The sequence below is a fragment of the Paenibacillus sp. FSL R5-0475 genome (assembly GCF_038004585.1).
Lineage (GTDB): Bacteria > Bacillota > Bacilli > Paenibacillales > Paenibacillaceae > Paenibacillus_AQ.
The window spans coordinates 2,405,783-2,429,439 of sequence record NZ_JBBORK010000001.1 but is presented as its reverse complement, the minus strand read 5'-3'; the positions used below and the strand labels follow the sequence as shown (position 1 = coordinate 2,429,439).

32 protein-coding genes are annotated in these 23,657 nt (G+C 44.5%); 29 read left to right on the top strand and 3 right to left on the bottom strand.

The features are described from left to right. Positions 1–6 precede the first annotated feature (6 nt). The 28 genes from MKX41_RS10950 to MKX41_RS10815 all read left to right on the top strand — a co-directional run bounded on the left by MKX41_RS10950 (position 7) and on the right by MKX41_RS10815 (position 21,412). The gene (locus MKX41_RS10950; protein ID WP_340970377.1) at positions 7–237 is read left to right on the top strand and encodes a DUF6148 family protein; all 231 of its coding nucleotides are present in this window, start codon (positions 7–9) and stop codon (positions 235–237) included. Then, positions 234–1,922, top strand: a complete 1,689-nt coding sequence (locus tag MKX41_RS10945) for a phage portal protein (RefSeq protein WP_340970375.1) — start codon at positions 234–236, stop codon at positions 1,920–1,922. The genes MKX41_RS10950 and MKX41_RS10945 overlap by 4 nt, the downstream gene beginning before the upstream one ends. A 5-nt stretch (positions 1,923–1,927) precedes the next feature. After that, positions 1,928–3,031: a head maturation protease, ClpP-related gene (locus MKX41_RS10940; protein WP_340970373.1), complete on the top strand. Its 1,104-nt coding sequence runs from the start codon at positions 1,928–1,930 to the stop codon at positions 3,029–3,031. Further along, positions 3,031–3,423 (top strand): head decoration protein, encoded by a 393-nt coding sequence (locus MKX41_RS10935; RefSeq protein ID WP_340970372.1) that lies wholly within the window; start codon positions 3,031–3,033, stop codon positions 3,421–3,423. Before MKX41_RS10940 ends, MKX41_RS10935 begins: the two co-directional genes overlap by 1 nt. A gap of 16 nt (positions 3,424–3,439) precedes the next feature. Then, complete coding sequence (locus MKX41_RS10930) at positions 3,440–4,480, top strand: major capsid protein (RefSeq protein WP_340970371.1); 1,041 nt, start codon at positions 3,440–3,442, stop codon at positions 4,478–4,480. Positions 4,481–4,501: 21 nt separating this feature from the next. Continuing rightward, positions 4,502–4,693 carry a hypothetical protein gene (locus MKX41_RS10925; RefSeq protein ID WP_340970370.1) on the top strand — a complete coding sequence of 64 codons (192 nt, stop codon included), beginning with the start codon at positions 4,502–4,504 and terminating at the stop codon, positions 4,691–4,693. Positions 4,694–4,695: 2 nt separating this feature from the next. Further along, the gene (locus MKX41_RS10920; protein ID WP_340970369.1) at positions 4,696–5,019 is read left to right on the top strand and encodes a hypothetical protein; all 324 of its coding nucleotides are present in this window, start codon (positions 4,696–4,698) and stop codon (positions 5,017–5,019) included. Next, positions 5,016–5,585 (top strand): phage tail protein, encoded by a 570-nt coding sequence (locus tag MKX41_RS10915; protein ID WP_340970367.1) that lies wholly within the window; start codon positions 5,016–5,018, stop codon positions 5,583–5,585. The genes MKX41_RS10920 and MKX41_RS10915 overlap by 4 nt, the downstream gene beginning before the upstream one ends. Further along, positions 5,582–6,016, top strand: a complete 435-nt coding sequence (locus tag MKX41_RS10910; protein WP_340970365.1) for a hypothetical protein — start codon at positions 5,582–5,584, stop codon at positions 6,014–6,016. The genes MKX41_RS10915 and MKX41_RS10910 overlap by 4 nt, the downstream gene beginning before the upstream one ends. Beyond that, positions 6,013–6,318, top strand: a complete 306-nt coding sequence (locus MKX41_RS10905) for a hypothetical protein (protein WP_340970363.1) — start codon at positions 6,013–6,015, stop codon at positions 6,316–6,318. The genes MKX41_RS10910 and MKX41_RS10905 overlap by 4 nt, the downstream gene beginning before the upstream one ends. Positions 6,319–6,322: 4 nt before the next feature. Next, complete coding sequence (locus MKX41_RS10900) at positions 6,323–7,771, top strand: phage tail sheath family protein (protein ID WP_340970361.1); 1,449 nt, start codon at positions 6,323–6,325, stop codon at positions 7,769–7,771. A 15-nt stretch (positions 7,772–7,786) separates the two neighbouring features. Further along, a complete protein-coding gene (locus MKX41_RS10895) occupies positions 7,787–8,305 on the top strand; it encodes a phage major tail tube protein (RefSeq protein ID WP_340970359.1) in 519 nt (172 codons plus the stop codon). Between the two features lie 43 nt (positions 8,306–8,348). Then, positions 8,349–8,657, top strand: coding sequence for a phage tail assembly protein (locus MKX41_RS10890; protein ID WP_340970357.1), 309 nt, complete (start codon positions 8,349–8,351; stop codon positions 8,655–8,657). 152 nt (positions 8,658–8,809) lie between these two features. Continuing rightward, positions 8,810–11,722, top strand: a complete 2,913-nt coding sequence (locus MKX41_RS10885; protein WP_340970355.1) for a phage tail tape measure protein — start codon at positions 8,810–8,812, stop codon at positions 11,720–11,722. Then, a complete protein-coding gene (locus MKX41_RS10880; RefSeq protein WP_340970353.1) occupies positions 11,719–11,931 on the top strand; it encodes a phage tail protein in 213 nt (70 codons plus the stop codon). The genes MKX41_RS10885 and MKX41_RS10880 overlap by 4 nt, the downstream gene beginning before the upstream one ends. A gap of 1 nt (position 11,932) precedes the next feature. Further along, positions 11,933–12,964, top strand: coding sequence for a phage late control D family protein (locus MKX41_RS10875; RefSeq protein WP_340970351.1), 1,032 nt, complete (start codon positions 11,933–11,935; stop codon positions 12,962–12,964). Position 12,965: 1 nt separating this feature from the next. Next, a complete protein-coding gene (locus MKX41_RS10870) occupies positions 12,966–13,352 on the top strand; it encodes a phage baseplate assembly protein V (protein ID WP_340970350.1) in 387 nt (128 codons plus the stop codon). Between the two features lie 3 nt (positions 13,353–13,355). Continuing rightward, the gene (locus MKX41_RS10865) at positions 13,356–13,775 is read left to right on the top strand and encodes a phage tail protein (protein WP_340970347.1); all 420 of its coding nucleotides are present in this window, start codon (positions 13,356–13,358) and stop codon (positions 13,773–13,775) included. Continuing rightward, positions 13,772–14,104 carry a GPW/gp25 family protein gene (locus MKX41_RS10860; RefSeq protein WP_340970345.1) on the top strand — a complete coding sequence of 111 codons (333 nt, stop codon included), beginning with the start codon at positions 13,772–13,774 and terminating at the stop codon, positions 14,102–14,104. Before MKX41_RS10865 ends, MKX41_RS10860 begins: the two co-directional genes overlap by 4 nt. A gap of 1 nt (position 14,105) precedes the next feature. Then, positions 14,106–15,236, top strand: a complete 1,131-nt coding sequence (locus MKX41_RS10855) for a baseplate assembly protein (protein WP_340970342.1) — start codon at positions 14,106–14,108, stop codon at positions 15,234–15,236. Next, positions 15,229–15,780: a phage tail protein I gene (locus MKX41_RS10850; RefSeq protein WP_340970340.1), complete on the top strand. Its 552-nt coding sequence runs from the start codon at positions 15,229–15,231 to the stop codon at positions 15,778–15,780. The genes MKX41_RS10855 and MKX41_RS10850 overlap by 8 nt, the downstream gene beginning before the upstream one ends. Positions 15,781–15,793: 13 nt before the next feature. Next, positions 15,794–16,432, top strand: coding sequence for a phage tail-collar fiber domain-containing protein (locus MKX41_RS10845; RefSeq protein ID WP_340970338.1), 639 nt, complete (start codon positions 15,794–15,796; stop codon positions 16,430–16,432). An 11-nt stretch (positions 16,433–16,443) separates the two neighbouring features. After that, entirely contained in the window at positions 16,444–18,165 is a 1,722-nt protein-coding gene (locus tag MKX41_RS10840; protein ID WP_340970336.1) for a hypothetical protein, read from the top strand. 36 nt (positions 18,166–18,201) lie between these two features. Further along, on the top strand, positions 18,202–19,422 hold the full coding sequence (locus MKX41_RS10835) for a hypothetical protein (RefSeq protein WP_340970335.1): 1,221 nt from the start codon (positions 18,202–18,204) through the stop codon (positions 19,420–19,422). A 124-nt stretch (positions 19,423–19,546) separates the two neighbouring features. Then, a complete protein-coding gene (locus MKX41_RS10830; protein ID WP_340970333.1) occupies positions 19,547–19,792 on the top strand; it encodes a hemolysin XhlA family protein in 246 nt (81 codons plus the stop codon). 1 nt (position 19,793) lies between these two features. Then, a complete protein-coding gene (locus MKX41_RS10825) occupies positions 19,794–20,060 on the top strand; it encodes a phage holin family protein (RefSeq protein ID WP_340970331.1) in 267 nt (88 codons plus the stop codon). Beyond that, complete coding sequence (locus tag MKX41_RS10820) at positions 20,060–20,752, top strand: M15 family metallopeptidase (protein WP_340970329.1); 693 nt, start codon at positions 20,060–20,062, stop codon at positions 20,750–20,752. Before MKX41_RS10825 ends, MKX41_RS10820 begins: the two co-directional genes overlap by 1 nt. Before the next feature lie 102 nt (positions 20,753–20,854). After that, a complete protein-coding gene (locus tag MKX41_RS10815) occupies positions 20,855–21,412 on the top strand; it encodes a hypothetical protein (RefSeq protein WP_340970327.1) in 558 nt (185 codons plus the stop codon). Between the two features lie 82 nt (positions 21,413–21,494). On the opposite strand, the gene MKX41_RS10810 is transcribed toward MKX41_RS10815, so the two are convergent. The 3 genes from MKX41_RS10810 to MKX41_RS10800 all read right to left on the bottom strand — a co-directional run bounded on the left by MKX41_RS10810 (position 21,495) and on the right by MKX41_RS10800 (position 23,029). After that, positions 21,495–22,259 (bottom strand): phosphoadenosine phosphosulfate reductase domain-containing protein, encoded by a 765-nt coding sequence (locus MKX41_RS10810; RefSeq protein WP_340970325.1) that lies wholly within the window; start codon positions 22,257–22,259, stop codon positions 21,495–21,497. A 167-nt stretch (positions 22,260–22,426) separates the two neighbouring features. After that, entirely contained in the window at positions 22,427–22,651 is a 225-nt protein-coding gene (locus MKX41_RS10805; RefSeq protein ID WP_340970322.1) for a hypothetical protein, read from the bottom strand. A gap of 60 nt (positions 22,652–22,711) precedes the next feature. Then, positions 22,712–23,029: a hypothetical protein gene (locus MKX41_RS10800; protein ID WP_340970320.1), complete on the bottom strand. Its 318-nt coding sequence runs from the start codon at positions 23,027–23,029 to the stop codon at positions 22,712–22,714. Positions 23,030–23,390: 361 nt separating this feature from the next. Here MKX41_RS10800 and MKX41_RS10795 point away from each other — a divergent pair, with 361 nt between their 5' ends. Continuing rightward, positions 23,391–23,639: a helix-turn-helix domain-containing protein gene (locus MKX41_RS10795; RefSeq protein WP_340970318.1), complete on the top strand. Its 249-nt coding sequence runs from the start codon at positions 23,391–23,393 to the stop codon at positions 23,637–23,639. Positions 23,640–23,657: the final 18 nt, after the last annotated feature.

Here is a 23,657-nt window from a genome sequence, read left to right as displayed (position 1 = left end):
GGGAAAATGCCAAGAATATCATACGATGAAGCCAAGGCCAAGTATCAGATGTGGAATGAAGCGGAGGACGCTATTGCAACCGGTAGCTCCTACAGTATTTCTGATAGATCATTAACTCGTGCTGATATGGCTACAGTTCAGATGATGAAACGGAAGTATGGGCGCATTGTCGATACTTATGAAAGCGGCGGGAAACGTCGTTCCAGAACCACGGGATTTTACCCCGTTGACCGATGAGTTTCATTGATAAGACGCTGAATATTATTGCTCCTGGTATAGCTGCCAAACGAGAGCAAGCCAAGACTGAGATAGTACGACAGCAGGCGGTTCGCGCTGTTACCAGCCAATTAATCGGAAGTCACGGGAGTAATGGGCGGGGTTACGGCAAGCATGGGGCCAGTACAACCAAGTCATCCATGCTGTTCTGGCAGACGCCTGCCGGAGATGCAGATGTGGATATCCATCAGAACGTTCCTAAACTGAGAGAACGTGCTCGCGATTTGCATATGGGTACTGATATCGTAGCTGCTGCACATAAGGGATTGCGGACCAATATTGTCGGAACCGGACTACGCCTTAATCCTGCCTTTGATGCAAAATTCTTGGATCTGGATGAGGTTAAAGCTGAAGAGTTACGCAGTTCCATTCAGCGAGAGTGGTCCTTATGGGCGGACACAACAAAATGCGACGCTGCTGGACTGAGTGACTTTTACCAATTGCAAGCACTGGCGTTCATTTCAACTATGATGAGTGGCGATGTATTTGCACTAATGCCAATCAAGAAACGTCAGTGGTCGGTGTATGATCTCAAGGTGAATCTGATTGAGGCTGACAGATGTGCAACGCCACCAGAAAAGGTGCTCAAAGACAGGGAAATGATTCAGTCAGGTGTTGAGGTCGATGCTGACGGTATGGTTGTAGCTTACCATTTTAGCAATCGGCATCCGGGAGCCGATGGATATAGTTTGTCTGGAACAGATGACTGGGTACGCGTAGAAAAGTATGGCAAGCGAACTGGACGGGTGAATGTCCTTCATTTGTTTGAAGCCGAACGTCCGGGGCAGCGTAGGGGTATTCCGGTCATTGCTCCGATCATCGAGTCATTAAAGCAACTCAGCCAGTACACAAATGCAGAATTAGCTGCAGCGGTCATCACTTCTATGTATACAGTATTTATTACAACTCCATCAGATGATGAGGGTGATAGCCCATTCGATGGCGTGGGGATGGATGACGATGACTTAGATGGCTCAGAAAATGTACCGGGATCTTCTGGTGACGAAATCAAGCTTGGTCAAGGTGCTATCATGCGGACAGATCCGGGGGAAGATGTGAAATTCGCTGACCCGACCAGACCTAACCCGAACTATGAGGCATTTGTTCGTGCCATGCTTAAGCAAATGGCAGCGGCGCTTGAGTTACCTTATGAGATATTGACTAAACAATTCACCAGCTCGTATTCAGCGAGTCGGGGAGCCCTCCTGGAAGCTTGGAAGATGTACCGTATGCGCCGTTCATGGCTATCAAAATCGTTCTGCCAGCCTATCTATGAAGAATGGTTTGTGGAGGCTGTACTAAAAGGAAGAATTAAAGCACCCGGCATCTTTGATGATCCGGCTATTTTTGCTGCTTACACAAAGGCAGAATGGCACGGTCCTTCACAGGGTTTACTTGATCCAACTAAAGAAGTTGATGCGGCTGTTAAGCGGATGGATAACAATCTTTCTACCGCAACGAGAGAAACGGCTGAGATTAACGGGGGATCATGGGAGGACAACGTTAGGCAACGGGCGTATGAAAAGACGCGTTTGAAAGAGTTGGGATTAACGGAGTCTTCTTCTGCTTCATCAACGCCCGTAACGTCATCCGAGCCTTCTAAGGAAGGTGACGAAGATAACGACGACGAGGAAGGGGGTGATTAAAACTAATGCCAAAGAAAATCAGACTTAACGGAACAGTTGTAGGAGATAGAAATGCCTACATTTATGAATGGCTTGAGATTCCGCACATCAGCCCTTCCTCAGTAAGTAGGTTGCTTGATGAAGCGAATGGCGAAGAGATTGAGATTTACATTAGTTCAGGCGGAGGCGATGCATGGGCTGGTAATGAGATCTTTACTTTAGTTAAGGAGTATAGCGGGTTTGTAACTTCAAAAATCCCCTCCATTGCTGGTAGTGCCGCATCTGTCTTTGCAATGGCAGCGGACAAGGTATTGATCTCACCAACTGGGCAAATTTTCATCCACAATTCAGCGACTTGGACAGATGGGAATAAGGAAGATCATCAGCAAACAATTCAAATGCTTGAAAGTGTTGATGAAGCGATGGTCAATGCTTATGTTCTCAAAACAGGGAAAACGCGCGAAGAATTGCGCGATTTAATGAAAAACGAAACGTTTTTTAACGCGCAGCGTGCGGTTGAATTGGGATTTGCTGATGAAATTATGTTTGCAACTGAAGAATTTAGTCCGACAGCAAATCTATCAATGGGTGCAGAATTACCACCGGATGTACTGGATAAAGTGCGTAATAAATTGCTGTCCATGACACCAGCGAAGGGCGGCTCAAACAGTCAAATCGAACCGTCTGCGGTGAAGGCGAAAGAGCCTAAAGCTGCAGATAAACCGAAGGAGGAACCAAAGACAATGGATATGAAGGAATTGAAAGAGAAGCACCCTGAACTATTCGCGCAGATTACTAATGACGCGGAAGCAGCTGAAAGAAGTCGTGTAGCAGCTATTACCAGCCTTGCTGAAAAGACTCCAGGTTCTGCAGAACTGGTTAAAGCAGCAATTGCAAATGGTGAGACTGCAGGGGAGTTGGCGATTAAGATGGTTGAAGCTTCGCAGGTGCGTATTGCGAACGCCGCTAAAGATCGTGAACTCGATGCTAAAGAAAGTGGAACTGATAAGGTGGCATCACTTGAGGCCAAGACGCCAGATGCAGCCAAGGAAGCAGATGCAGAAGCAGCTGTCGCTAACATGGTAGCAATGGCTCAAAATATAAAACCAAAGAATGGAGGTCGTAGATAATGTCCGAATATACAAGCCCATCGTTTGACGAATTGTTTGCAGGTGGAGTGCAGCCAGAGAGAATGATAGCGATTATTATCAAGTCTGGTTCAGGAGTAGTGACCCGCGGTACAGTGTTGGGTCGTGTTAGTCAGTTGTCTGAAAGCGACTTGTATGCAGGGACACCTGTTACGACTCCAGTTAACTCTACTAAGTCGGATGGTTCACAAGACCCGTACTGCATTCTGGCCGATTTAACAATTGATGCAACTACAAAGGATGTACGAGCTGCAGCGTACCTTGATGGCGAATTTAATCGTAACGCTCTTAAGTTTGGTGGTGCAGATAAGGTTGCTCAACATGAAGTTGCTATGCGTAAGATCGGTTTGATTACAAAACGAGTAATTAAATAAGAGGAGGACAAAAAATATGCCATCATATCATGATATTTTAGAAATTCCAACACTAGTGCGGGTTGTTGAAGCATTTCCTGAAGACTCGTACTATCTGACAACCACGTTCGCTAGCGAAGGCGAGACATTCACGACTGATGAAATTGAAATTCAAACAAAAAAAGGGCATCGTCCACTGGCGCCATATGTAAATGAGTTGTTGCCGGGTAAGGTAGTCCTGCGCACTGGGTTTACAGCCAAAACGTATACTCCTGCACTATTAAAACCGATGCGCGTCATCACTAGGCACGACCTGAAGGTTAAACAAGCAGGCGAGACATTGCTTAATCCTAAGACACCAGAAGAACGGTATCAGGAGCTGATTGTAAAAGATCTTTCTGAGTTGACAGACACCATTGATCGACGAAAAGTGCAGCAAGTCTCTGAAATCATGTTCACAGGCAAGACGGTACAAATTGGTGAGGGCGTTAGCCAAGTTCTTGATTGGGGATTTACAAACATCGAAGTTTTGTCGGGTACAGATTTGTTCTCCAACCCAGACACCAATGTCATTGAGTGCCTTACTGACTGGATACAGGAAGTCATGGAAAAAAGCGGTCGGACAATGCGGCGTGTTCTTACTACCGCAAAAGTGGCTCGGACTATCGTGAACCACCCAACACTGCTAAAGCTGATTGAAGCCAAGAAAGAAACGCTGGACATTGGTGATTTAAATCAACAGATTTTGCCGGAAGGGGTTATCTATCATGGGTATCTGCGTCAGGCAAATCTTCAAATCTGGTCTTATACCAACTCATATACGGATGACGAGGGCAATGATATTTCCTATATTCCCGAGGGAACACTTGCACTGTTACCGGATGGTCAACCATTTGAATTCTTGTATGGTGCGAATTTAGTTGCCAACGAGGATGGGGATTTCATGTTCGCCCAAGCTAAAATTTACCCGCAAGTGCTAAGTGAAAAGGAGCCGCCAAGTCGTAAACTACAATTACTTTCCCGTCCGATTTGCGTCCCTGTTAACGTTGATGGCTGGTATGTCGCAAAAGTTCTTTAATTCGAAGGAGGATATTTACCTATGGTATATGTTGCTGAAATGAAGATTCGTCACAATGGTAAAAGGATTGCGATCGGGGAGCAGATTCCCAAGGACGTGAAGAAAGAAGAAATTGAACGCCTGCTTTCCATGAAGGCTATCATAGATCCAGATGCTGAGGCCAAGGCGATCAAAGAAGCAACCGCCAAGAAAGCAGAAACAGCTGGAGAATAGGGGTGTTTGTTGTGAACCTCCGTGATCAGATTAAAATTGATAATCAGCGGACATTTCTCAATACCAAAGAATTCGCTGATGAGTATACTATCGACGGTAAAAAAGTTAAGGCAGTTCTTAACTCAGCAACCGACAGCAAACACCCCCTGGCTTACGCTGAGGGGGTTTCGCTTGTTACCGAGACATTACATGTAGATGAGTTGGAATTGGGATATATCCCAGAACAGGGTCAACGTATGAACGTGAATGGCAAAATGCGCACATTGATCCGAGTGGCTTCCGAAAAGGGAATGCTCGCGCTTTATTTGGAGGCGAATGTTACATGATTGATGTGCGTGCCGAAGCAAGAGGGATAAGGGACGCGCTGAGGCGGATTGGGTCGCTGGATACGGATGTACGCAAGTCCTTTTATTCAGCGCTCAACCGGACCTCTCAACGACTGAAAACTGAATCTGGACGCAAGGCGAAGGAAACGTACGTCGTGAAATCCAAGGCGGTCACAGATCAGGTAGTGCTCAAGCGGGGGAGCGTCAGTAATCTATCCAGTGAGCTTCGCTGGAAGGGTGGAAATATACCCTTGCTGCAGTTCCGTACAAACCCCAAGTCACCATCTGCCAAACGTCCGCGTGTGCTAAAGGCGGCAGTTAAACGAGATGGTGGTAACAAAAAAGTTGACGGTGCGTTTCTTGCTCGAATGAGTAGCGGCCATATTGGCGTTTTCCGCCGCAGCTCACGTCGCCGCTTACCTGTTGAGGAACTATATGGTCCTGCAGTTCCAGTCATGCTCAATAATCCAGAAGTTACTGAGCACCTGGAGCGGGTAGCAGTCGAGGAAATGGATAAACGGATTGAGCATGAGCTTAACCGCCGTTTAGGAGGAGGAGCGTCATGACGCCAGTTATGTTGATGATGGCAATCAAGGACTTTTTGAAAAAAGAGTTGGCTGATGATGCCGCGACCATTCCAGCTGTGCATCTTGGAGCGTTGCCGAGTAAGAATGCAGAAAACCGGAATGATCCAGTGTTCCCCCTTATTATTGTTCGTCCTATGGAGGGTGACAGTGACGATAAAGAAAGTCGAGCTCAAGTTAAATTGTTGTTTGGCACACAGTCCGAGGACGATTCTGGTTTTATTGATGTGCTGAACCTAATGGAGCGGGTCCGTATTTTGCTTATGAAACAACGGATTATAGAAAAAAAGTTCCGAATTGAATCAAATTGGAAGTGGCAGTTTTTAGAGGACCAGCCAGAACCGCAATGGATTTGCCAAGCGGTTACGACCTGGACACTTCCGCCAATTAGACAGGAGGTTAAGCACTTATGAGTGATGTTAAAGAAGCAGCTAAGAGTAAATCAGAGAGTGAACCTAAAACGTCTGTAAAGGTGGAGAAGCGGATCCCTACCTGTATTTATTTAGGTCCGAACCTCCCGGGTGGACGTCTATTACAATCCACCGTATTTCGCGGTGGTATTCCAGAATATTTAAAACCACTATTTGAGGAGCTGCCGGATGTAGCAGATTTGATTGTGCCAGTAGATATTATGTCTGAGGTACAAGAGAGCATTGGCAAAACTGGTACAGCCGAATACGTGGCCTATCAAACGATTTTGAAAGGAGTGAACTAAACCGATGGCATTTAAACATGGTGTAAGCATTATAGAACAAGCGACATCTGTACTCGCTCCAACACAGGCGAGCAGTGGTATTCCGTTTGCAGTAGGCACAGCGCCTGTCAATCTGGCGACAGCAGCGGTGCTAGCGAATACTCCCGTACTGGTCTATACGTATGCGGAGGCAGTAGCTGCGCTTGGATATTCGGACAATTGGAAGGATTACACGCTATGCGAACTTGTTTATTCACATTTCGCGTTGTATGCCATGGCTCCAATGATCCTGGTCAACGTGCTTGACCCAGCCACACACAAGACTACAGTAGAACCGACTGCTATACCCGTTGCAAACCGAGTGGCTACATTAGCTGTCAGCGGCGTAATGCTTTCAACACTGACTGTTAAGTCCTCGGATGGGACCAAAACTTATCTTAAAGATAAAGATTATACAGCGGCTTTTGATGACGTTGGGCATGTGGTTATCACTACTAAGGTTAGTGGTGAAATCGCAGCAGCAATTGCATCTCTACAAGTTGGGTATGACAAACTTAACCCTGCAGCTGTTGACGAAGACGACATTATTGGCGGGGTAACGATTGAGGGTGCTTATACTGGATTTGAATTAGTGAATCAGGTATACCCACGCTTTGGCATTCTACCTGATTTGCTGGTTGCTCCGGGTTGGTCACATAAACCGACGGTGGCAGCCGTAATGAAAGCTAAAGCAGGTAACATTAACGGCAATTTCAAGGCAATGGCTTTGACCGACATTGATCCAGCCCAGCCTTACACTGATGCAGGAGCTTGGAAGTCGAACAACAATTATACTGGACCATTACAAATTCCAGCCTACCCTCTACTTACGCTGGGAGATAAGGTTTTTCATTACTCTACTCAACTTGCCGGACTAATTGCGGCAACGGACGCGGCAAATGGTGGTATTCCGTCTGTCTCTCCCTCTAATAAATCACTTCAAGCGGATGGAACGGCACTAGCTAGCGGAAAAGACATTTTTCTGGGGATTGATCAAGCTAGTTATCTTAACAGTCTAGGCATAATGACTGCATTGAATCTTGGAGTAAGCGGCTGGAAGTCTTGGGGTAACTATACCGGAGCGTTTCCAGGCGTGACGGATCCAAAAGATAGTTTCATCCCGATTCGCCGTATGTTTAATTGGGTTGGAAATAGCCTGATTCTGACGTACATGCAAAAGGTTGATGACCCGATGAATAAGCGCCTGATCGCTGCAGTAACGGATTCGGCTAACATTTGGCTAAATGGGCTTTCGGCATCTGGTGCGTTACTAGGTGCACGCGTTGAGTTCCTTGAATCCGAGAATCCTGTAACAAGCCTGATGTCTGGGAAAATCGCTTTCCATGTATATATCACGCCGCCAGGACCAGCGCAGGAAATTGATTTCTTGCTTGAGTACGACACAACTTACCTAGCTGCAATGTATGCGGCGTAGAAAGGAGTAGCACACATGCCAAAAAGATCTGAACGGGTTATTGATTATTCAGTGTTTTTAAGCGGAACTGAATACCTGGGAACGGCTACGGCTGATCTCCCTGAAATTTCTTTCCTGTCTGAAACGATAAAGGGTGCCGGGATTTCAGGAGAAATTGATGCTCCATCCCCAGGGCAGACTAGCGCAATGACACTTACGCTGAACTGGAATGTCGTGGAGAAAGCCTCTCTGAAACTTTTAGCGCCAGTGGTTCATGCCCTTGACCTTCGTGCATCTGTTCAGCAGTTTGACACCGCAACGAATGAGTACAAGGAATCAGCACTTAAGATTACTGTTCGCGGACGTCCGTTAAGTGGTGGATTGGGGGGGCTTGAAGCTGCAACGGCTATGAGTTCGACAACCGCGTTTTCGATTAACTATCTTAAGGTTTTGATTGATGGTGAGGAGATCCTTGAAATCGACAAATTAAATTATATCTTCAAGGTGCTCGGGAAAGATTATCAGGCCCAAACAAGGGCTAACCTTGCATTGTAAAACATAAATCCCAAATGTTTAGGATTTTGAGGAGGGAAAGGGAATGTCTGAGGAAACACAAGGCTTGGCAGAGGTTTACACCTTTGCGAAGCCTTTTATATTTGAAGGGCAAGACACAAAGGAAGTCACGCTCGATTTTGGTAATTTATCAGGAAACGACATCATCTCTTGTGATCGGCAGTATCGCGCGGAACAGAGAGGCGGTATATCCCTTGCTCCTGAAATGGATAAAGCATACCTAGCATATGTAGTTGCCAAAGCAGCAGGGGTGCACGTTGAATTGATTCGAACAGCCAAGGCAAAAGATTTTACTGCGTTGACATTACGGGCGCGAAATTTTTTGCTGCTGTAGGCTGTGAAGACAGTGAGGTGATTAAAGACCTCGCTGTCTCTCTAGCCATGCTTACCTATACTCCGATCTCTTACTTTTTGAGTTTAACTCTTGAAGAGTTCAGGGATTCGGTGGAGCGAGTGAATAGATTGCGGGGAGGGAGAAAATAGAACATGGCAGGAAGAAGCAGAGAATATGATATCGCATTTCGGCTAAATGGACTCATGGATCCCTCTTTCCGTCAATCCATGGGTAATGCGGAACGCCATATCGAGGAGCTAGAACGTGCGTTACGAGAAATGTCCCGGCGTGGAGATCTGGATGATGTGCGGCGTGATGCAGACCGTGCAGATGATTCACTTCGTAATTTAAGAGATAGTGCAGGAGGATTCAACGATACTCTGCGACAAGTAGCTGAATATACCGGAGCATTTGCCCTAATTCAAGGTGCTGCTGGAGGTATGCAAAATATCGTAGGTATCATAACAGATCAGTCTGACGCTATGGCGCAGCTGCAGGCCGCGACTGGTGTAACAGCCGAGGAAATGCTTGCGATGAAGGATAGCGCTGAATCCCTATATAATGATCGACTTGGCGAGGATTTCAATGACCTAGGCTCTGCACTGGCGACAGTTCGGCAGGTATCGCAGGCTTCTGGCGCTGAACTTGAGAAAATGACTAAAAACGCCATAGTATTCCGTGACGTGTTTGGAGAAGACATCACTCAATCAATCAAGGCTTCGGATACAATGATGAGAAATTTCAGGATTACATCCGAGCAATCATATAACCTGCTTGCTCAAGGTGCTCAAGAAGGCCTTAACAAGTCAGATGAGTTGATTGATACAGCCAATGAATACAGTGTCTACTTTGATACTCTCGGATATTCAGCAGAGGAAATGTTCAATCAATTCGCAGCCGGACTAGATGCAGGTGCTTTTAATTTGGACAAGGTTGGCGATGCGGTAAAAGAATTCGGAATTCGGATTAAGGATGGCAGTGATTCCACGTATGAGGCAATGTCGATATTATTTGCTCCCGACGACATTGAAGATTTTACTCAAAAGTTAATGAAAGGTTCCTCCAAGTCGGCGGAGTACATGGAACTGTTAAAGCATGTGTCTAAGGATACGGCTGCTCAATTGGTTAAGGATTTAAAAAATGGAGGCAAAAAATCAGCAAGTGCGTACCAAACGTTGCAGGGTATCATGGGTAAAGGCAATGATATCTTAGGTGGTCTAGCTGATGGGTCCGTTAAAGGTAAAGACGCCATGCAACAAGTAATTGAGAAGTTGAATGATATTGAAGATCCAATCCTGAAAAGTACAATAGGCGTGGCGTTGTTTGGTACACAATTTGAGGATATGGAATCCGGTGTTATTGCCGCTTTAGGCACTGCGCGTGAGCAGTTTGATATGACCAAAGCGACGATGGAGGAAGTAGCCAAGGTCAAATATGATACCTTGAGCAAAGACTTCCAGGCAGTAGGACGACAACTCATGACTGAACTCGTGATCCCAATCGGTGAGGATCTTATGCCAGCACTTCAGGAATTCGCCGACTGGATGGGTGAAAATAGTGATCTGTTAAAAGTTATTGCACTTGCAGCACCAGCGGCGTTGATTGGGAAGTCAGTATCTAAAATCGTCAAGGGATTTGGTAGTATCACGTCAGCTGCTAACGGGGCTGGAGGGGCTGCAGGAGGATTTGGAAGAGCGCTCGCGTTGCTGACTAATCCTGTTGGTATTGCAGTTACGAGCGTCGGTTTGATTACTGCGGGAGTTATTGCTTATAAGAAACACCAGGAGAATGCTCGTCAGGAAGTTCTTCATATGGCTGATGCTCTTGAAGGGGCATATTCAAATTATGCAGCAATAGATGAAGCCAGTAATAAAACAAAGGATTTAATAACAGAGTACGACCGATTAAATGCAAAAATTAAAAATGCTAAAACGCCTGCAGATGAACTGACTGAAGCACGACGTAAAATGAAAAATGTCGAGCAAGAGTTGATTGATATGAATTCAGACATCTTGTCTGCAGAAGATTTGAAAAGTGGCAAATTCCGTGAGCAGGCAGGTCTCCTAGAGAGTATATATGATACGCGCGAAAAATTAAGTAAACGCGATCTCGAACATGCTGCACTCGAAGCTGAGGGCAATTTACCTACTCTCGAAAAAGATTACTCTAGATATAAAGAGAATTTAAAGAAACAAAACGAATTTTATGCTCAATCTAAAGAAAATTATAGCAAATATATTAAATATGTAGAGCAGCACAAAGGAATTTATGACGATATTCCAGTTGGAGATCAACGTGACGAAGCATTGAAAAAGTTAGCTTCCAAAATACAAGATGAAACAGGCAAAAATTATACGGGATTTTGGCAGGAGCTACAATCAGATTATAAAGCAATTGAAAAATCTTTCGATGATTATAGAGCTAAGATCCAAGCAACTGAAGGTGATATAGCTGAAGCAGAAGCTTCCTTCATGAAATACTATACACTTCAGGTGCAGATGATTGAGAACGATCTTGGCGGGTCGATTGATGAGTTGGCGAAAAAGTACAAAACAGCATCAGACACCGAGAAGAAACGTTTTGATGATGCTACTCGACTGATATCCCAACTGAATGACGAAGTTAATTTGCTTCCGGCACAGAAAAAAATTGATCTTCAGCTCATATGGCAACAAACAGGCCAAGTACCGGACTTTAATACACCAGAGGGAAAGAAAATCAAATATTTATCTTTACGTGATCCTGGGTTTGAAGGGTATGCTGAAGGTGGTGTCGCGACAAAGCCGTCCATCTTTGCTGAGGCTGGTCCTGAGATTGCAATCCCACTTAACAATAAACCTCGCTCTCGCTCATTGTTAGATATGGCGAATGACCTTATGGGTTATACCAAAAACGAGAATCGTGAGGGGGATATTATAATCCACAATGCACCTGTTATTACACTCCCAGGTGCAGACCCTTCGGTTATGAAATTGGTGAAAGAAGCATTGAAGCAATCAGAAGACAGTTTAGAGCGCAAGCTTAAGGCGATAGTCGAACAACAAAGGCGGGTGAGTTTTCAATGACAACATCCTCATATAGAACTCTACAAGGCGATACCTGGGATGGTATCGCCTTTAAGTTGTACAAGAGTGAGCATTTGATGACATTGCTTATTAACGCGAACCCAGACCATGTAGGAACCGTTGTATTTTCTGGAAATGTAATTCTAATTGTACCAGAGAAGCCTGCAGATGCCTCTGAGACGCTTCCGCCATGGCGCAGGGAGCAATAATATGGAGCAAATGCAGGACGCTCGCAGAGCGGTGCTAGTGTTATCATACAACGGCAAAGACGTCACAAAGGATATCGCTGAAGCATTAACGGATTTCCAATTTAATGACGCAGCCCCTGGGACACTTGATAATCTCTCTATTACTTTGGAAGACAGGGAGCGGAACTGGCAAGGCCCTTGGTCACCGACAGAAGGGGATCGGATTAAAGGTGAGATTCGCACTATTAATTGGGATGGACCAGGAGAGATTAAAAAGCTACCCCTTGGCTCATTTGAAGTTGACTCATTTGATTTTAATGGACCACCGGATACAGTAGCTATTAAAGCTATATCATTGCCTGTAAGATCTGATATCCGACAGGAAAAACGCTCGAAGTCTTGGGAGAAGGTGACACTAAAAACGGTTGCCGGGGAGATTTCTAAACGAGCTGGAATGAATCTAATTTATGAGGCGATAGACAATCCGTCCTTTGATCGACTTGAGCAGTCTCAACTATCTGATCTTGCTTTTTTGCTGGAAACAGCGACTAAGGAAAGTATTGCTATCAAAGTATCTAACGGATCTCTTGTGCTCTTTGATGAGTCCGTTTACGAGAAGAAGTCAGCAATTGCCACAATTACACGCGGAGAGGATAACGTAAAAGGTTATGGATTCTCATGGGGAACGGCTTATACAGCCTATCGTGCGTGTGAAGTGTCTTATACAGACAGCAAGTCTAAAAAGACTGTAAAGGTGACCTATACACCGCCGGGAGCTCCCAAAAGCGGACCTATACTAAAGATTAACGAGCAAGCAGATTCTCAGGCAGCAGCACTCAAGTTAGGTCGAAAAAGACTGCGAGAGAAAAACAAGGAGGCGGGTAGAGGGACATTAAACCTTATGGGTGATATTCGCATGGCTGCGGGACTGACGATTAATATAAAGGGTTGGGGACGATTTGATGGTAAATATATTATCGTATCTGCCAATCATGCCATAGGCGGTAGCGGGTTCACAACTGACTTGGAAATTAGAAAGGTATTGGGGTGGTAGCATGATTGTGATCGGTCAAGTATCGACGTCAGATAAAAAGGGGGGCAGTGTGAGGGTGGTCTTCCCGGATCGTGACGACTTGGTATCTGGCGAGCTTCCTGTTATTACGCGGGGAGGCTGGGGGCGTGGAAACGCAGTACCGGAACCAGGAGAAACTGTACTATGTGTCTTTTTGGATAACAGCCGTAGTTCAGGTTATTGTCTAGGCACTTATTATGGATTCGAGGATAAGTTACCAGGAACAGCGGAACAGCATGGTATATGGTTTGAAGACGGAAGTTATGCCTATTATGACCGCGCAACTAAGACCATTAATCTCAAAGCTGCCAGCGGCGTACAGATTGACGGAAATCTGCACGTAACAGGTACGATAACGAGTGGGGGGTAAGACATGGGGAGCCAAGAGTATGTAATGTCTAAGATTGGCAGTCTTGGTCCGGTTGTATTTGTCGTTTCAGAAGGCGCAATACGTACAATTGATGAGTTCACTCGTAATACTGCCGGACGTTGGGCACAGCATGATATCATCGGTAAAAAGCCTAAAAAGGAGTGGCTAGGACCGGGAATTGACTCGGTGTCGTTTTCGGTGCAGTTAGATGCGCGACTCGGACTGAATCCCCGAAAAGAGCTGGATCGACTTACTGAGTTGGGGAGGGCAGGCAAGGCGCTACCATTGATTGTTGGACGTAAGGGTATAGGAACTGGGCTCTGGATAATTACAGACATGTCGCAAGCTTGGGAAACCTTGGACAACATTGGAAATGTTCTCACATCAAAAGTGAACATTACACTGGAGGAGTATGTTAAATGATCTATACCGTTGATATGACTCAGCCATCGACAATCAATTTTGCACCAGAGAGCAAAGCCGAGGAAGTGGCTCAGAATATCCGAACAATATTAACCACTCCGCTCGGCAGCTCACCTCTAGCCCGTGACATTGGGCTGGATTACTCCATTATTGACGAACCTGGACCGATTGCCGAGGCAAGAACTGCAGCAGAGGTAACTACGGCTCTAGCAATACAGGAACCGCGTGCGCAAATTGTAGAGGTATCCTTTAATGGGGTGTTGTCAGATGCTTTGAAAGGACGCTTAAAGCCTGTGATCAAGTTTACACTGGCAGAAGGGGTGGAATGAATTGGTACAATATGTAGATTTGCCAGATATTCAATTCACCGCTGAAGAAGCGGTAGACATACAAAAAAATATTATAACTGTGTATGAGGGAATAACCAAACGCACACTAGGGCAGGGCGATCCAGTGAGGCTGTTTTTGTCTTCACTGGCAACCATGATTGTTCAGCAACGGGTGCTCCTTAACCAGACGGCTAAAGCTAATTTGCTGCGGTTTGCTTCGGGATCGCTGTTGGATCATAAAGCTGCTTCATTCGGGCTTGAGAGGGGAGAGGCTTCAGCTGCGATAACAACTCTGCAGTTTACTTTGTCAATTCCTCTGTCCTCAGCAACGCCAATTCCTGTTGGGACTAAAATTGGAGTTCAGGGAGGCGTTGGAGCTATCTATTTTATAACAACAGAATATTTGGAGATACCTGCGGGAGTTACAACCGGAGCTATTACAGGGCATTGCTCAGTTACTGGTATATCTGGTAATGGATTTTTTCCAGGACAGATTAATGTCTTGATGGATCCGCTGCCGTTTGTCCAATCTGTCACCAACTTAACGACTAGCAGCGGGGGTGCTGCAGAGATGTCTGATGATGCTTTTAAAGAGCAGATTCGAACAGCGCCAGAGTCTTATTCTACTGCCGGATCTAAAGGGGCATATGAGTTTTGGGCAAAGTCTACTTCTACTGCTATCTTGGATGTACATGCTTACAAATCTGGTGATAGCGAAGTGACAGTTATCCCACTTCTTATTGGTGGGCAAATACCAGGACAGGATATTCTGGACGCAATAGCTGAGAAACTGGATGATCGCAGAGTACGGCCATTAACAGATGATGTAGTGGTTAGCGCACCGACTTTAGCATCCTATGACACGGAGCTGATTTACTATATCAGTCGTAGTCGAGCGGCAGAGGCTCCCTCTATCCAAACAACAGTTACATCTGCGGTGGGCGCTTACCAACTTTGGCAGAGATCAAAGCTTGGGAGAGACATAAATCCATCAGAACTGATTGCACGAGTCATGTCTGCAGGAGCGGTAAGTGTAAATGTTACAGCGCCAGTCTATACTGCGCTAGCTGCTACTCAAATTGCTCATCAAGGCGAAACGAAATTGACCTATGGAGGGCTTGTGGATGATTAAACTTTCAGAAGCGAGTCTGTTGGATATCTTGCCGTCAAATCTGAAGGCAGATCCAGTTTTATCAGCTGCAGCACTTGCGCTAGACAGTGAATTACAGTCGCTGACAGCCGAAATTAAAAAAATAAATATATTCAGTCGGTTTAATGAATGGACAGACGAAGAGGTAGACGAACTAGCTTGGGAGTATCGTCCTCCATTTTATGACCCGGATTTACCACTGGAGCAGAAACGATTATTGATCAAAAATGCAATTCCGTTTCATCGCCGCAAGGGTACTCCTTCAGCTATCGACGACCTGATTTCACTGCTTTTTGGGGAAGGACGAGTAGAGGAGTGGTTTGAGTACGGCGGTGAACCGCATCATTTCCAAGTCATCACCAATAACACTGATGTTACATCTAATCGAGCTGAAGAATTTATCCGTGCTGTTGAATCAGTGTCACGCCTTTCAGTAGTTTTAGATAGAGTGGCAATCACGCAGGCAGAAGATTTAGGTATATATTTCGGTGGTACGGTGCATATGACGGAAGAATTTATAATTTAAGGAGGGGGAAGCTGTGTCCTCATGGGGCGGTATGACACTAACTAATAAAGGACTTGTCTTGCAAAGTAAAGCGCAAGGCGGACTTCAGTTGTACTATACAAAGATTGCTGTAGGTGATGGGGCAATTAGTGGGCAATCCATCCCAGCGCTAACGGGTCTTATTTCACACAAAAAAAATCTTGCCATTACAAAAATCAAAACACAATTACCAAATAAAGCAGCGATAAGTACCGTGCTATCTAACGCAGACGTCACGGCAGGATTTTACTTTCGAGAGATTGGGTTATTTGCACTGGATCCTGATGTGGGAGAGATTTTATACGCTTATGCCAATTCTGGTACAACCGCTGATTATATTGCTCCAACAGGATCAGGAATAATCGAAAAGGTGTTTGATGTAATTACTGTCGTAGGCTCAGCGGCAAATGTTACCGCTAATATCGCTAGTGGGATATATGCTTCTACAGCTGATCTTAACGCGGCTGTAAATAATTCAACAAAGATACAATTATCATCCAATGCTCCTGTCAACCCTGATTCTAATACGTTTTGGTATCAAGATATGGGTGACTCTTACGATATTGGGGATGGTCTATTAATCGGCAATGCGAGTCTAGATAACACAACTACCATCTACTTCGAGGAGATCTAGGAGGGGTTCAATTGGCTGAAAAAAATGTACAGATTAAATTTAATACCGGGAAGTCGGTTGATGAAATATTCCCAGTAACGAAGATTGAATTAGTTCAGGGGCTACCTGCTAAACTGGATTCTGTTAATGATCAGTTGGCGGACATAGCATCTATCTCCGTCTTGGACAAACGCTTCAATGTAAAGACAGATGGTACAAACACCACAATCGCTTTTAAAGCGGTGTTAGATTATGCAGTAGCGAATAAATTACGGGTATTAGTACCGCCAAGCACATATATGATCGCTGGTCTGGAGATCCCAGCTAACTCGGAAATTCATTTTTACACTGGTGCAAAGATGAAACTTGTAGCCAACTCCCCAGCTTGGACACGATGCTTTCAGATTAGTGGCGTGGAAAATGTAAATATCACCGGACTTTTAGAAATTGATGGAAACATGAATTCAATACTCAATGGCAATGAACATATGCATGGACTGTTTATCTATAACTCCAAAAACATATCCGTGGACAAAGTGTATGCTCATGATTGCTATGGCGATAACGTGAGTATCTCCGGGGATGGTGATATTGGAACTGCTTATAGTGAGAATGTCACGATTAACAATGTACGGTGTTTTAGAGCTGGTAGGAAGAACCTTGTCATTGAACACGTAAATAACCTATCCATTCTGTTTGCGGATCTCGACAACACGACAGGCGGAACAGGTGGGTTAGGTGGGAACTCCCTAGATGTAGAACCGTTCAACTACACCGGAGAAAATAAAAAGTTCACTACGAACTTAGGTAGAGTTGTCACAAGAGGAACGGGAAATGATTTCACAGCAGGCACTACAGTAGTAAATGCAGAAGGGTGTACCGTTAACATAAACAGTTTAGAATGTCATGTTGTAGACCTTCCTACAAACGACACTATGAACAGTCATGGTGAAAAATCAGCTATCCTTGCCTATGCAGTTACACTGAACATCAATCATTTCAAAGCGTTTTTGGCAAATACAATAACCGATCTAGGTGGTGGGGTATTCACAAACGCTGCTAGTGCATTTAAATGTCAACACGCTACACGAATTAATATCAGCCATGCGGAAGTTTATGGGGGGTATGCAGGGGCTTATATTGGCATGATGGACTTGGGAAATGAAATAGACTATCCCATTGTAAAAATAGACACGTTTAAAGTAAATTGCCCAGACAGCTTAGGTGTAATAGTTAATCGTTGTGATTTCATTGTTGGAAACTACATCATTAACGCCCTTAAGAACAGTGCAATCGCAACGGACACCGTATCCACCAACATCATAAAAGTAAATTATTTTGAAGTAAATGATTCCTGCACAACGTATTTAATCCACTTATCTACGGGAACCGCAGTTTCAAATGCTTCATTCGTCTTTGAAAACATCAAAATAAAAGATACGCGCACCACTAGATTATTAAGCGTTATTGCTTCAGATAGTAGCGCGATAATGAACATTGTCAAAGTAGGGGCTGTTGAGGGAAGTATTCCTTTGTTCCTCTTTTTAGGTGCTTTAGATCCATCCACCGCAGATATGGCGCTTAAAACATTGAATAGCTCTATACTCGGAAGCGTGGTGTATGTATTTGCCGATCCTGAAGGCAAAGTAACTGCCGACAAAGGGACATTAGCCATCAATAAAAGCGGTGAAGCTGGAGGTATCTTTTACTTGAAAGAAACGGATAGTGCAAAGACGGGTTGGCGAGCATTATAAAGTACAGGAATACCTCAGTCATAGGAGGCGAACAGGTTGGCTAAAAACGTATTGATGAAAAAAAGAAATCCTGCTGCTAGTAAAGGATATGACGAAATTCATCCGATCACCAAGGCTAGTAACGTGTTTACATCAAACGGGGTCTCCCTAGAAGAAATGACAGCAAATCGAGATGGGTATGGGATAGCAAACAGCACTGGAAACACCTACTCCGTGACCATTGCTGGAGGATCAACTGTATTAGTTGAGGGCTTACGCGTGACGATAAAGGTTAATGTTAGCAGTAGTGGAGCAGCGTCACTCAACTACAACGGACTAGGAGCAAGGGCGATTAAAAAGGCAAACGGTAACGATGTAACAAATCTTAAAGGAGGATCGGTGTACACCTTAGTGTTCAATGGTGCGGCTTTTATCTTACAGGGTGAAGGGGGGGATTTTGGAACTGCGGGAGCAGAAGACGTACTAGCACCAAAAACAATAGGAACTGAAAACGGATTAGTCTCGGGCACCATCGTAAATAGAGGTGATGGGGGAACTGTGACCCCCAGTTATGTAGACATCGTGAAGCCTGCCGGATATTACAGTTCAGCGATTAAAGTTCTGGCTGTTAAAGTTCTAAGTAATACAGTACTTTCAGGTGTAACTATTGCTGGTACATCTGGCTCTATACCTAACAGGGCAGGGCAAACAATTTATGGGAAATCAGCCCTTGCTACGGGTGCTGGGAAATTAAAAATTTTACTCGAAACTGGGTACGAAGGTTATTTTGATGATACTACATCGTTTGAATTATCTGATTCTAAAGCGGTGCCTAGTTCTATTATGCAGGGGACAAGGCTATTCGGCCTTGATGGTACGGCAACCTCAGACGCGAATGCAACAGCGGCAGATATCAAAGCAGGGGTGGTAGCTTACAGCCAAGGTCAAAAACTTGTTGGTACGTATGTTCAACTTGCGCCTAAAGTAGCTACGGATACTATAGAGGTTAATCCAGTAGTTCAGAATGTGCCGTATGTAAGAAATCTATTAGGTGATCCTATTATGATATCTGTAATATTCAGTCTCAATACACAGGGAACGGAAATAAAAAGCGTTTATACTATACTCATTCCCGAAGCAACAGGTAACGGAACTGCATATCCTGCTGGCAGTGGGTTTCAGGTGAACTATCAGAGACAGGGACGTGTACTGACCTTAACATCTTACAATGCCTTAACGACATGTATATTTATGGTGAAATACTCTTACAGAGCATAAGCGAATGTAAAGACACGGCTTGAAGAATAGTTAGAGCAGATTGCGCCCTATTGAGGCGTTTTTATTTTGCCCTCGTAGCTGTTACGGGGGTTATTTATATTGGGGGAGACAAGGGGGAGAAAGTATGTCAGATCCGCAATTGGAGACCTTACAGCGACTCACAAGAGTAGAGACGAAGCTAGATGGGATTGAGGACAAGATAGACAATGCGATAAATGCAAAAGAGACGGCTGTCGAGGCATTATCATCTGCAAAATCAGCCCACCACAGATTGGACAAAATCGACAAAACAATCTTTTGGTTAGGGACAACTATAGTCGGTGCCGTGATTTTAGCAGTTATAAAATTTACCATGGGAGGTGGGAATTAAGATGGAATGGAGCGCAATTGCAAACTTTATTAAACCGGAATTATTATTGATTGTCGCTGTATGTTGGGTGATTGGCTTTGGCTTAAAACAGACTCCGAGAGTACCGGATTGGACGATAATTTATCTGGTCACACTGGCAGCGATCTTTGCTGTATGCCTCACTCTTGGATTTAACGTTGATAGTTTTATGCAAGGTATCTTGTGCGGTGCTGTAGCTGTGTACGGCAATCAATTGGTCAAGCAGACTCGTAAGGGGGCTGGAGAGTAATGGCATTGACAATGGATCAATTAAAGAACAAATCCTCTGCGCGGTTGATAGGTTTACATCCCATTTTATTATCTGCTGCTACAGCATTGATTGAGCGTTGTTACACTCTGGGAGTGCCGATTATTATAACCCAAGGGCTACGCACGATAGCAGAGCAGGATGCTCTGTATGCACAAGGTAGAACTAAGCCGGGAAGCATCGTCACCAATGCCAAAGGCGGTTATAGTTATCACAATTACGGGTTGGCTATTGACTTCGCTCTATTGCTTCCAGACGGAAAGTCTGTATCCTGGGATATGAAGCGTGACGGTGATGGCGACAAAGTTACGGATTGGCAGGAGGTTGTTCAGGAGGCTAAGAAGCTCGGTTTTGAATGGGGCGGTGACTGGACATCGTTTAAAGATTATCCTCACTTTCAAATGGTGTTCGGTCTGACACTCACACAATTACGTGCTGGCGGCAAGCCATCAGAAACAGCAATGGCAAAGGTATTAGCAAATATTGACCGATATAAGGAGGCAGCAACAGTGAACAAAGAAGTAAAGGTGACTGTAAATGTTAATGGCAAAAAGATAGCTGACGGAGTACTAGATAATGGTACTACCTATACTCCTGCACGAGCTGTAGCTGAGGCTCTAGGAGCTAGAGTTGCATATGACGCAGCAACAAAGACTGTTAACATCACAAAGTAAATACTCAAACACTTGAGGTTACGCCCACTGGCTTCGGCTGGTGGGCTTTTTTCTTTTTTTATCCCATGGTAAAATCAGGAAAAACTCCAAAGGATGATGAAGATGCGCCGCGGTATCCTTGCCTTGTTGTTTTTAGTTGTATTAGCTGCTTGCGGATCAACGAAGAGTAGTATTTCAGCTGAAGATCTTGCCATTGTTAAATTGGACAAAGAAAAAGAAATCGTGAGTTATGGGATGAGTCGCGAAGAGGTGGATAAGGTGTTGGGCAGTGGAGAAGAAGATAAACTCATGCCCCCGTTTATAAACTATGACTCTGGAGTATCTGCTATTTTTAGGAATGGAAAAATTGTGTTGCTCTATTTGCCGACAGAATCAAAAGGAACTTATGGGGGGAAGCGGGGTACGGAAATTGGAATGACAAAGGCGCAACTAAAGAAAATGTATGGAGAGAAAAATGCAGTTGAAACGACAAAATACAACCTCAATTTTTACTATGATACTGAGATAAAAGAGTTCTTGAATCAAGAGTCAGCAGAAGAAGCAATTAAAAATAAAGATAGATCAAAGCTAATTTATTGCATATCTTTTATGTTTGATGACGAGGGGAATTCAGATTCAATGCAATTTTCCGATGCCTTGGCAGCTTACTCGATGGAGTAGAACTCATAAAAATACCCCGTAAACCTTAACTGGTCGGCGGGGTGTTTTTTCGTTTACGTAACTTGTGTATTTTTACGGCGCATTAACTGATATTGATTCCAACATGATCCTCTAGGTTGATTGGCTCTTTCCCACGCATGAACATGGTGTGTCCAATCTTTCGCTCCAACTCCACATATCGACGGTATAAATCCGGGTTGCAGATTGCTCCGTGCCGCAGATCATTGATCGAACCCATGATACAAAATACACAGCTCAGACGTTCATTACCGTCAGCGTATGCCCAGAACGGTTCCTGACCAGCATCTCGAATCACCTGGAACACCTGCTCAGTGGTTAAATCAAAAATTGGCATCCAGTTGTAAACATCACGGCTTCTGCAGCTTTCGGAAACATTGTATTGAAACGACTGCTTCTTAGCTCTGGCCGATGATTCTTCTGCACGAATACCCATGCAGTTCACCGCAATAGAAGCACCGCGCTGTTTAAGGTCATTCCTGATAAATTTGAATATTGGCCCACGCTTCAGGTCACTGGTACACTGTCTGCATGATGATGAAGGCCATTTCCCCCGATCCTCGACCATGCCAAGGAGCGTCTTCACCTCACCGTTCTTCTTGATCGCTCTCACAACATTCACAAGATGCCGAGTATTGGTAACGATATGGTTTTGAACCCCAGTCCATTCAACTTCCCCCAGGTCTGCATGAACAACGACCAATTGATCATCTGGAATGAAGTCCTGAAGTAAGGCGTACATAGCTTGCGAATCCTTACCACCTGAATGAGAGCAGTAAAATATTGCTCCAGATTGTACTAAACCAGCAATCTCTGCGGGTAGATTCATTATTCTGAACTCCTCCTCCGTTACTGGGGTATTCTGTGGTTAGAATTAACGCCGACCAATGGCTTTGATTAGTGCTGCGATTGAAAGGACAAACGCAGCCAAGGCGAAAAAACATACAATTATATTGAACATTGATATTCCTCCTTTAGAGGGGCCGAAGCCCCGTGTTATTTGATATTCGTTGCAGCTTCCATGTACTCAGCATGTGAAATTCCAGCAGCTTGACGTATGATCCTCAATGATCTGTCAATGCCACTCATTTCCCCAGCAACCTGACCATCCATATATTTGTCTGCACCTTCTTCAAAGAAGCGTGACATTCGAACTTCTTTTAGTCTTTCATACTCAACGTGCAGCAACATAATCATTTTGAACGCTTCCTCTTTTTCCATTCCCTTATCCCTCCTGGATACCCTCCAGCTTATTTGTTGGGGGGGCGAAAGCCCCCTATGTTAATCCAAATGCCGTTCCATACTGATAGAGTATTGTATCTTCAGTTTTTCAAAAGCGTTTGAGGTCACCTTGTACTCATACCAGCCTACCTTCGGATTGGCTTCGCCATTGGTGAAACGATCGGCTGTGTACTGGCTAACAAGTACGATGCCGCGGCCAGGAGGGAGTAGATCCGGGCTATCAACAAAATAGTGCGTTCCATAGTATGAGAGGCTGGCATTCAATTGGCAATTGACTTTACGTTCACGCATTTCAGGACAGTATGCATGGATGCCTTTTGCAATTCGATCAGCTGGAAACTCAAGCACTTTTTTCATTGATATTACCTCCCGCGTTAGCCCGTCGGCAGATTGTATCGTCCAAACTATCTATGTTATGATTGGGTGGAGAGCAGGGGGCGCAACCCCTACTCTCCGGGAACCTATTTACGTTTGCCTGCCCGGCGGCGTTTGGTTCCTTTTTTCTTGTCCTTTAGCAGTAATGTCGCAGTAATGAGCTGAATGATTGCTGTAAGGAACGTTACCCAATCTTTCATGTACTATCTCCTTTCTGGAAGTTGAAATGTTTTACTTCCTAAATATAATATACACGATACTAAACATAATGTCAAATAAAATATTTGATTTCCTAAATATAATATTCTATAATGTGAAAATAAGAGTACTGAAAGGAGTATGTATGGGATTCTCATATAAACCGCTTTGGCGGCTGCTTATTGATAAAGAGATGTCAAAATCTAATTACCGAGAAGCGCTCGGTCTTTCTTCTGCCACACTGGCAAAAATGGGGAAGGGTGAGTATGTTTCTATGGAAGTATTGGACAAAACGTGTAATTACTTTAACGTTCCATTAGATCAAATCGTGGAGCATGTAGCTGAACCTGGATATGAAGGCATCTCACAAATAAAAGAGTCACCACAGGTTTAATCCTGGGTGACTCCTTTT

Bases quoted from the DNA above. Each gene is read 5' to 3' on its own strand.
- MKX41_RS10950 (WP_340970377.1), top strand. From the start codon at position 7: ATGCCAAGAATATCATACGATGAAGCCAAGGCCAAGTATCAGATGTGG.
- MKX41_RS10945 (WP_340970375.1), top strand. From the start codon at position 234: ATGAGTTTCATTGATAAGACGCTGAATATTATTGCTCCTGGTATAGCT.
- MKX41_RS10940 (WP_340970373.1), top strand. From the start codon at position 1,928: ATGCCAAAGAAAATCAGACTTAACGGAACAGTTGTAGGAGATAGAAAT.
- MKX41_RS10935 (WP_340970372.1), top strand. From the start codon at position 3,031: ATGTCCGAATATACAAGCCCATCGTTTGACGAATTGTTTGCAGGTGGA.
- MKX41_RS10930 (WP_340970371.1), top strand. From the start codon at position 3,440: ATGCCATCATATCATGATATTTTAGAAATTCCAACACTAGTGCGGGTT.
- MKX41_RS10925 (WP_340970370.1), top strand. From the start codon at position 4,502: ATGGTATATGTTGCTGAAATGAAGATTCGTCACAATGGTAAAAGGATT.
- MKX41_RS10915 (WP_340970367.1), top strand. From the start codon at position 5,016: ATGATTGATGTGCGTGCCGAAGCAAGAGGGATAAGGGACGCGCTGAGG.
- MKX41_RS10910 (WP_340970365.1), top strand. From the start codon at position 5,582: ATGACGCCAGTTATGTTGATGATGGCAATCAAGGACTTTTTGAAAAAA.
- MKX41_RS10905 (WP_340970363.1), top strand. From the start codon at position 6,013: ATGAGTGATGTTAAAGAAGCAGCTAAGAGTAAATCAGAGAGTGAACCT.
- MKX41_RS10900 (WP_340970361.1), top strand. From the start codon at position 6,323: ATGGCATTTAAACATGGTGTAAGCATTATAGAACAAGCGACATCTGTA.
- MKX41_RS10895 (WP_340970359.1), top strand. From the start codon at position 7,787: ATGCCAAAAAGATCTGAACGGGTTATTGATTATTCAGTGTTTTTAAGC.
- MKX41_RS10890 (WP_340970357.1), top strand. From the start codon at position 8,349: ATGTCTGAGGAAACACAAGGCTTGGCAGAGGTTTACACCTTTGCGAAG.
- MKX41_RS10885 (WP_340970355.1), top strand. From the start codon at position 8,810: ATGGCAGGAAGAAGCAGAGAATATGATATCGCATTTCGGCTAAATGGA.
- MKX41_RS10880 (WP_340970353.1), top strand. From the start codon at position 11,719: ATGACAACATCCTCATATAGAACTCTACAAGGCGATACCTGGGATGGT.
- MKX41_RS10875 (WP_340970351.1), top strand. From the start codon at position 11,933: ATGGAGCAAATGCAGGACGCTCGCAGAGCGGTGCTAGTGTTATCATAC.
- MKX41_RS10870 (WP_340970350.1), top strand. From the start codon at position 12,966: ATGATTGTGATCGGTCAAGTATCGACGTCAGATAAAAAGGGGGGCAGT.
- MKX41_RS10865 (WP_340970347.1), top strand. From the start codon at position 13,356: ATGGGGAGCCAAGAGTATGTAATGTCTAAGATTGGCAGTCTTGGTCCG.
- MKX41_RS10860 (WP_340970345.1), top strand. From the start codon at position 13,772: ATGATCTATACCGTTGATATGACTCAGCCATCGACAATCAATTTTGCA.
- MKX41_RS10850 (WP_340970340.1), top strand. From the start codon at position 15,229: ATGATTAAACTTTCAGAAGCGAGTCTGTTGGATATCTTGCCGTCAAAT.
- MKX41_RS10830 (WP_340970333.1), top strand. From the start codon at position 19,547: ATGTCAGATCCGCAATTGGAGACCTTACAGCGACTCACAAGAGTAGAG.
- MKX41_RS10825 (WP_340970331.1), top strand. From the start codon at position 19,794: ATGGAATGGAGCGCAATTGCAAACTTTATTAAACCGGAATTATTATTG.
- MKX41_RS10820 (WP_340970329.1), top strand. From the start codon at position 20,060: ATGGCATTGACAATGGATCAATTAAAGAACAAATCCTCTGCGCGGTTG.
- MKX41_RS10815 (WP_340970327.1), top strand. From the start codon at position 20,855: ATGCGCCGCGGTATCCTTGCCTTGTTGTTTTTAGTTGTATTAGCTGCT.
- MKX41_RS10810 (WP_340970325.1), bottom strand. From the start codon at position 22,259: ATGAATCTACCCGCAGAGATTGCTGGTTTAGTACAATCTGGAGCAATA.
- MKX41_RS10805 (WP_340970322.1), bottom strand. From the start codon at position 22,651: ATGGAAAAAGAGGAAGCGTTCAAAATGATTATGTTGCTGCACGTTGAG.
- MKX41_RS10800 (WP_340970320.1), bottom strand. From the start codon at position 23,029: ATGAAAAAAGTGCTTGAGTTTCCAGCTGATCGAATTGCAAAAGGCATC.
- MKX41_RS10795 (WP_340970318.1), top strand. From the start codon at position 23,391: ATGGGATTCTCATATAAACCGCTTTGGCGGCTGCTTATTGATAAAGAG.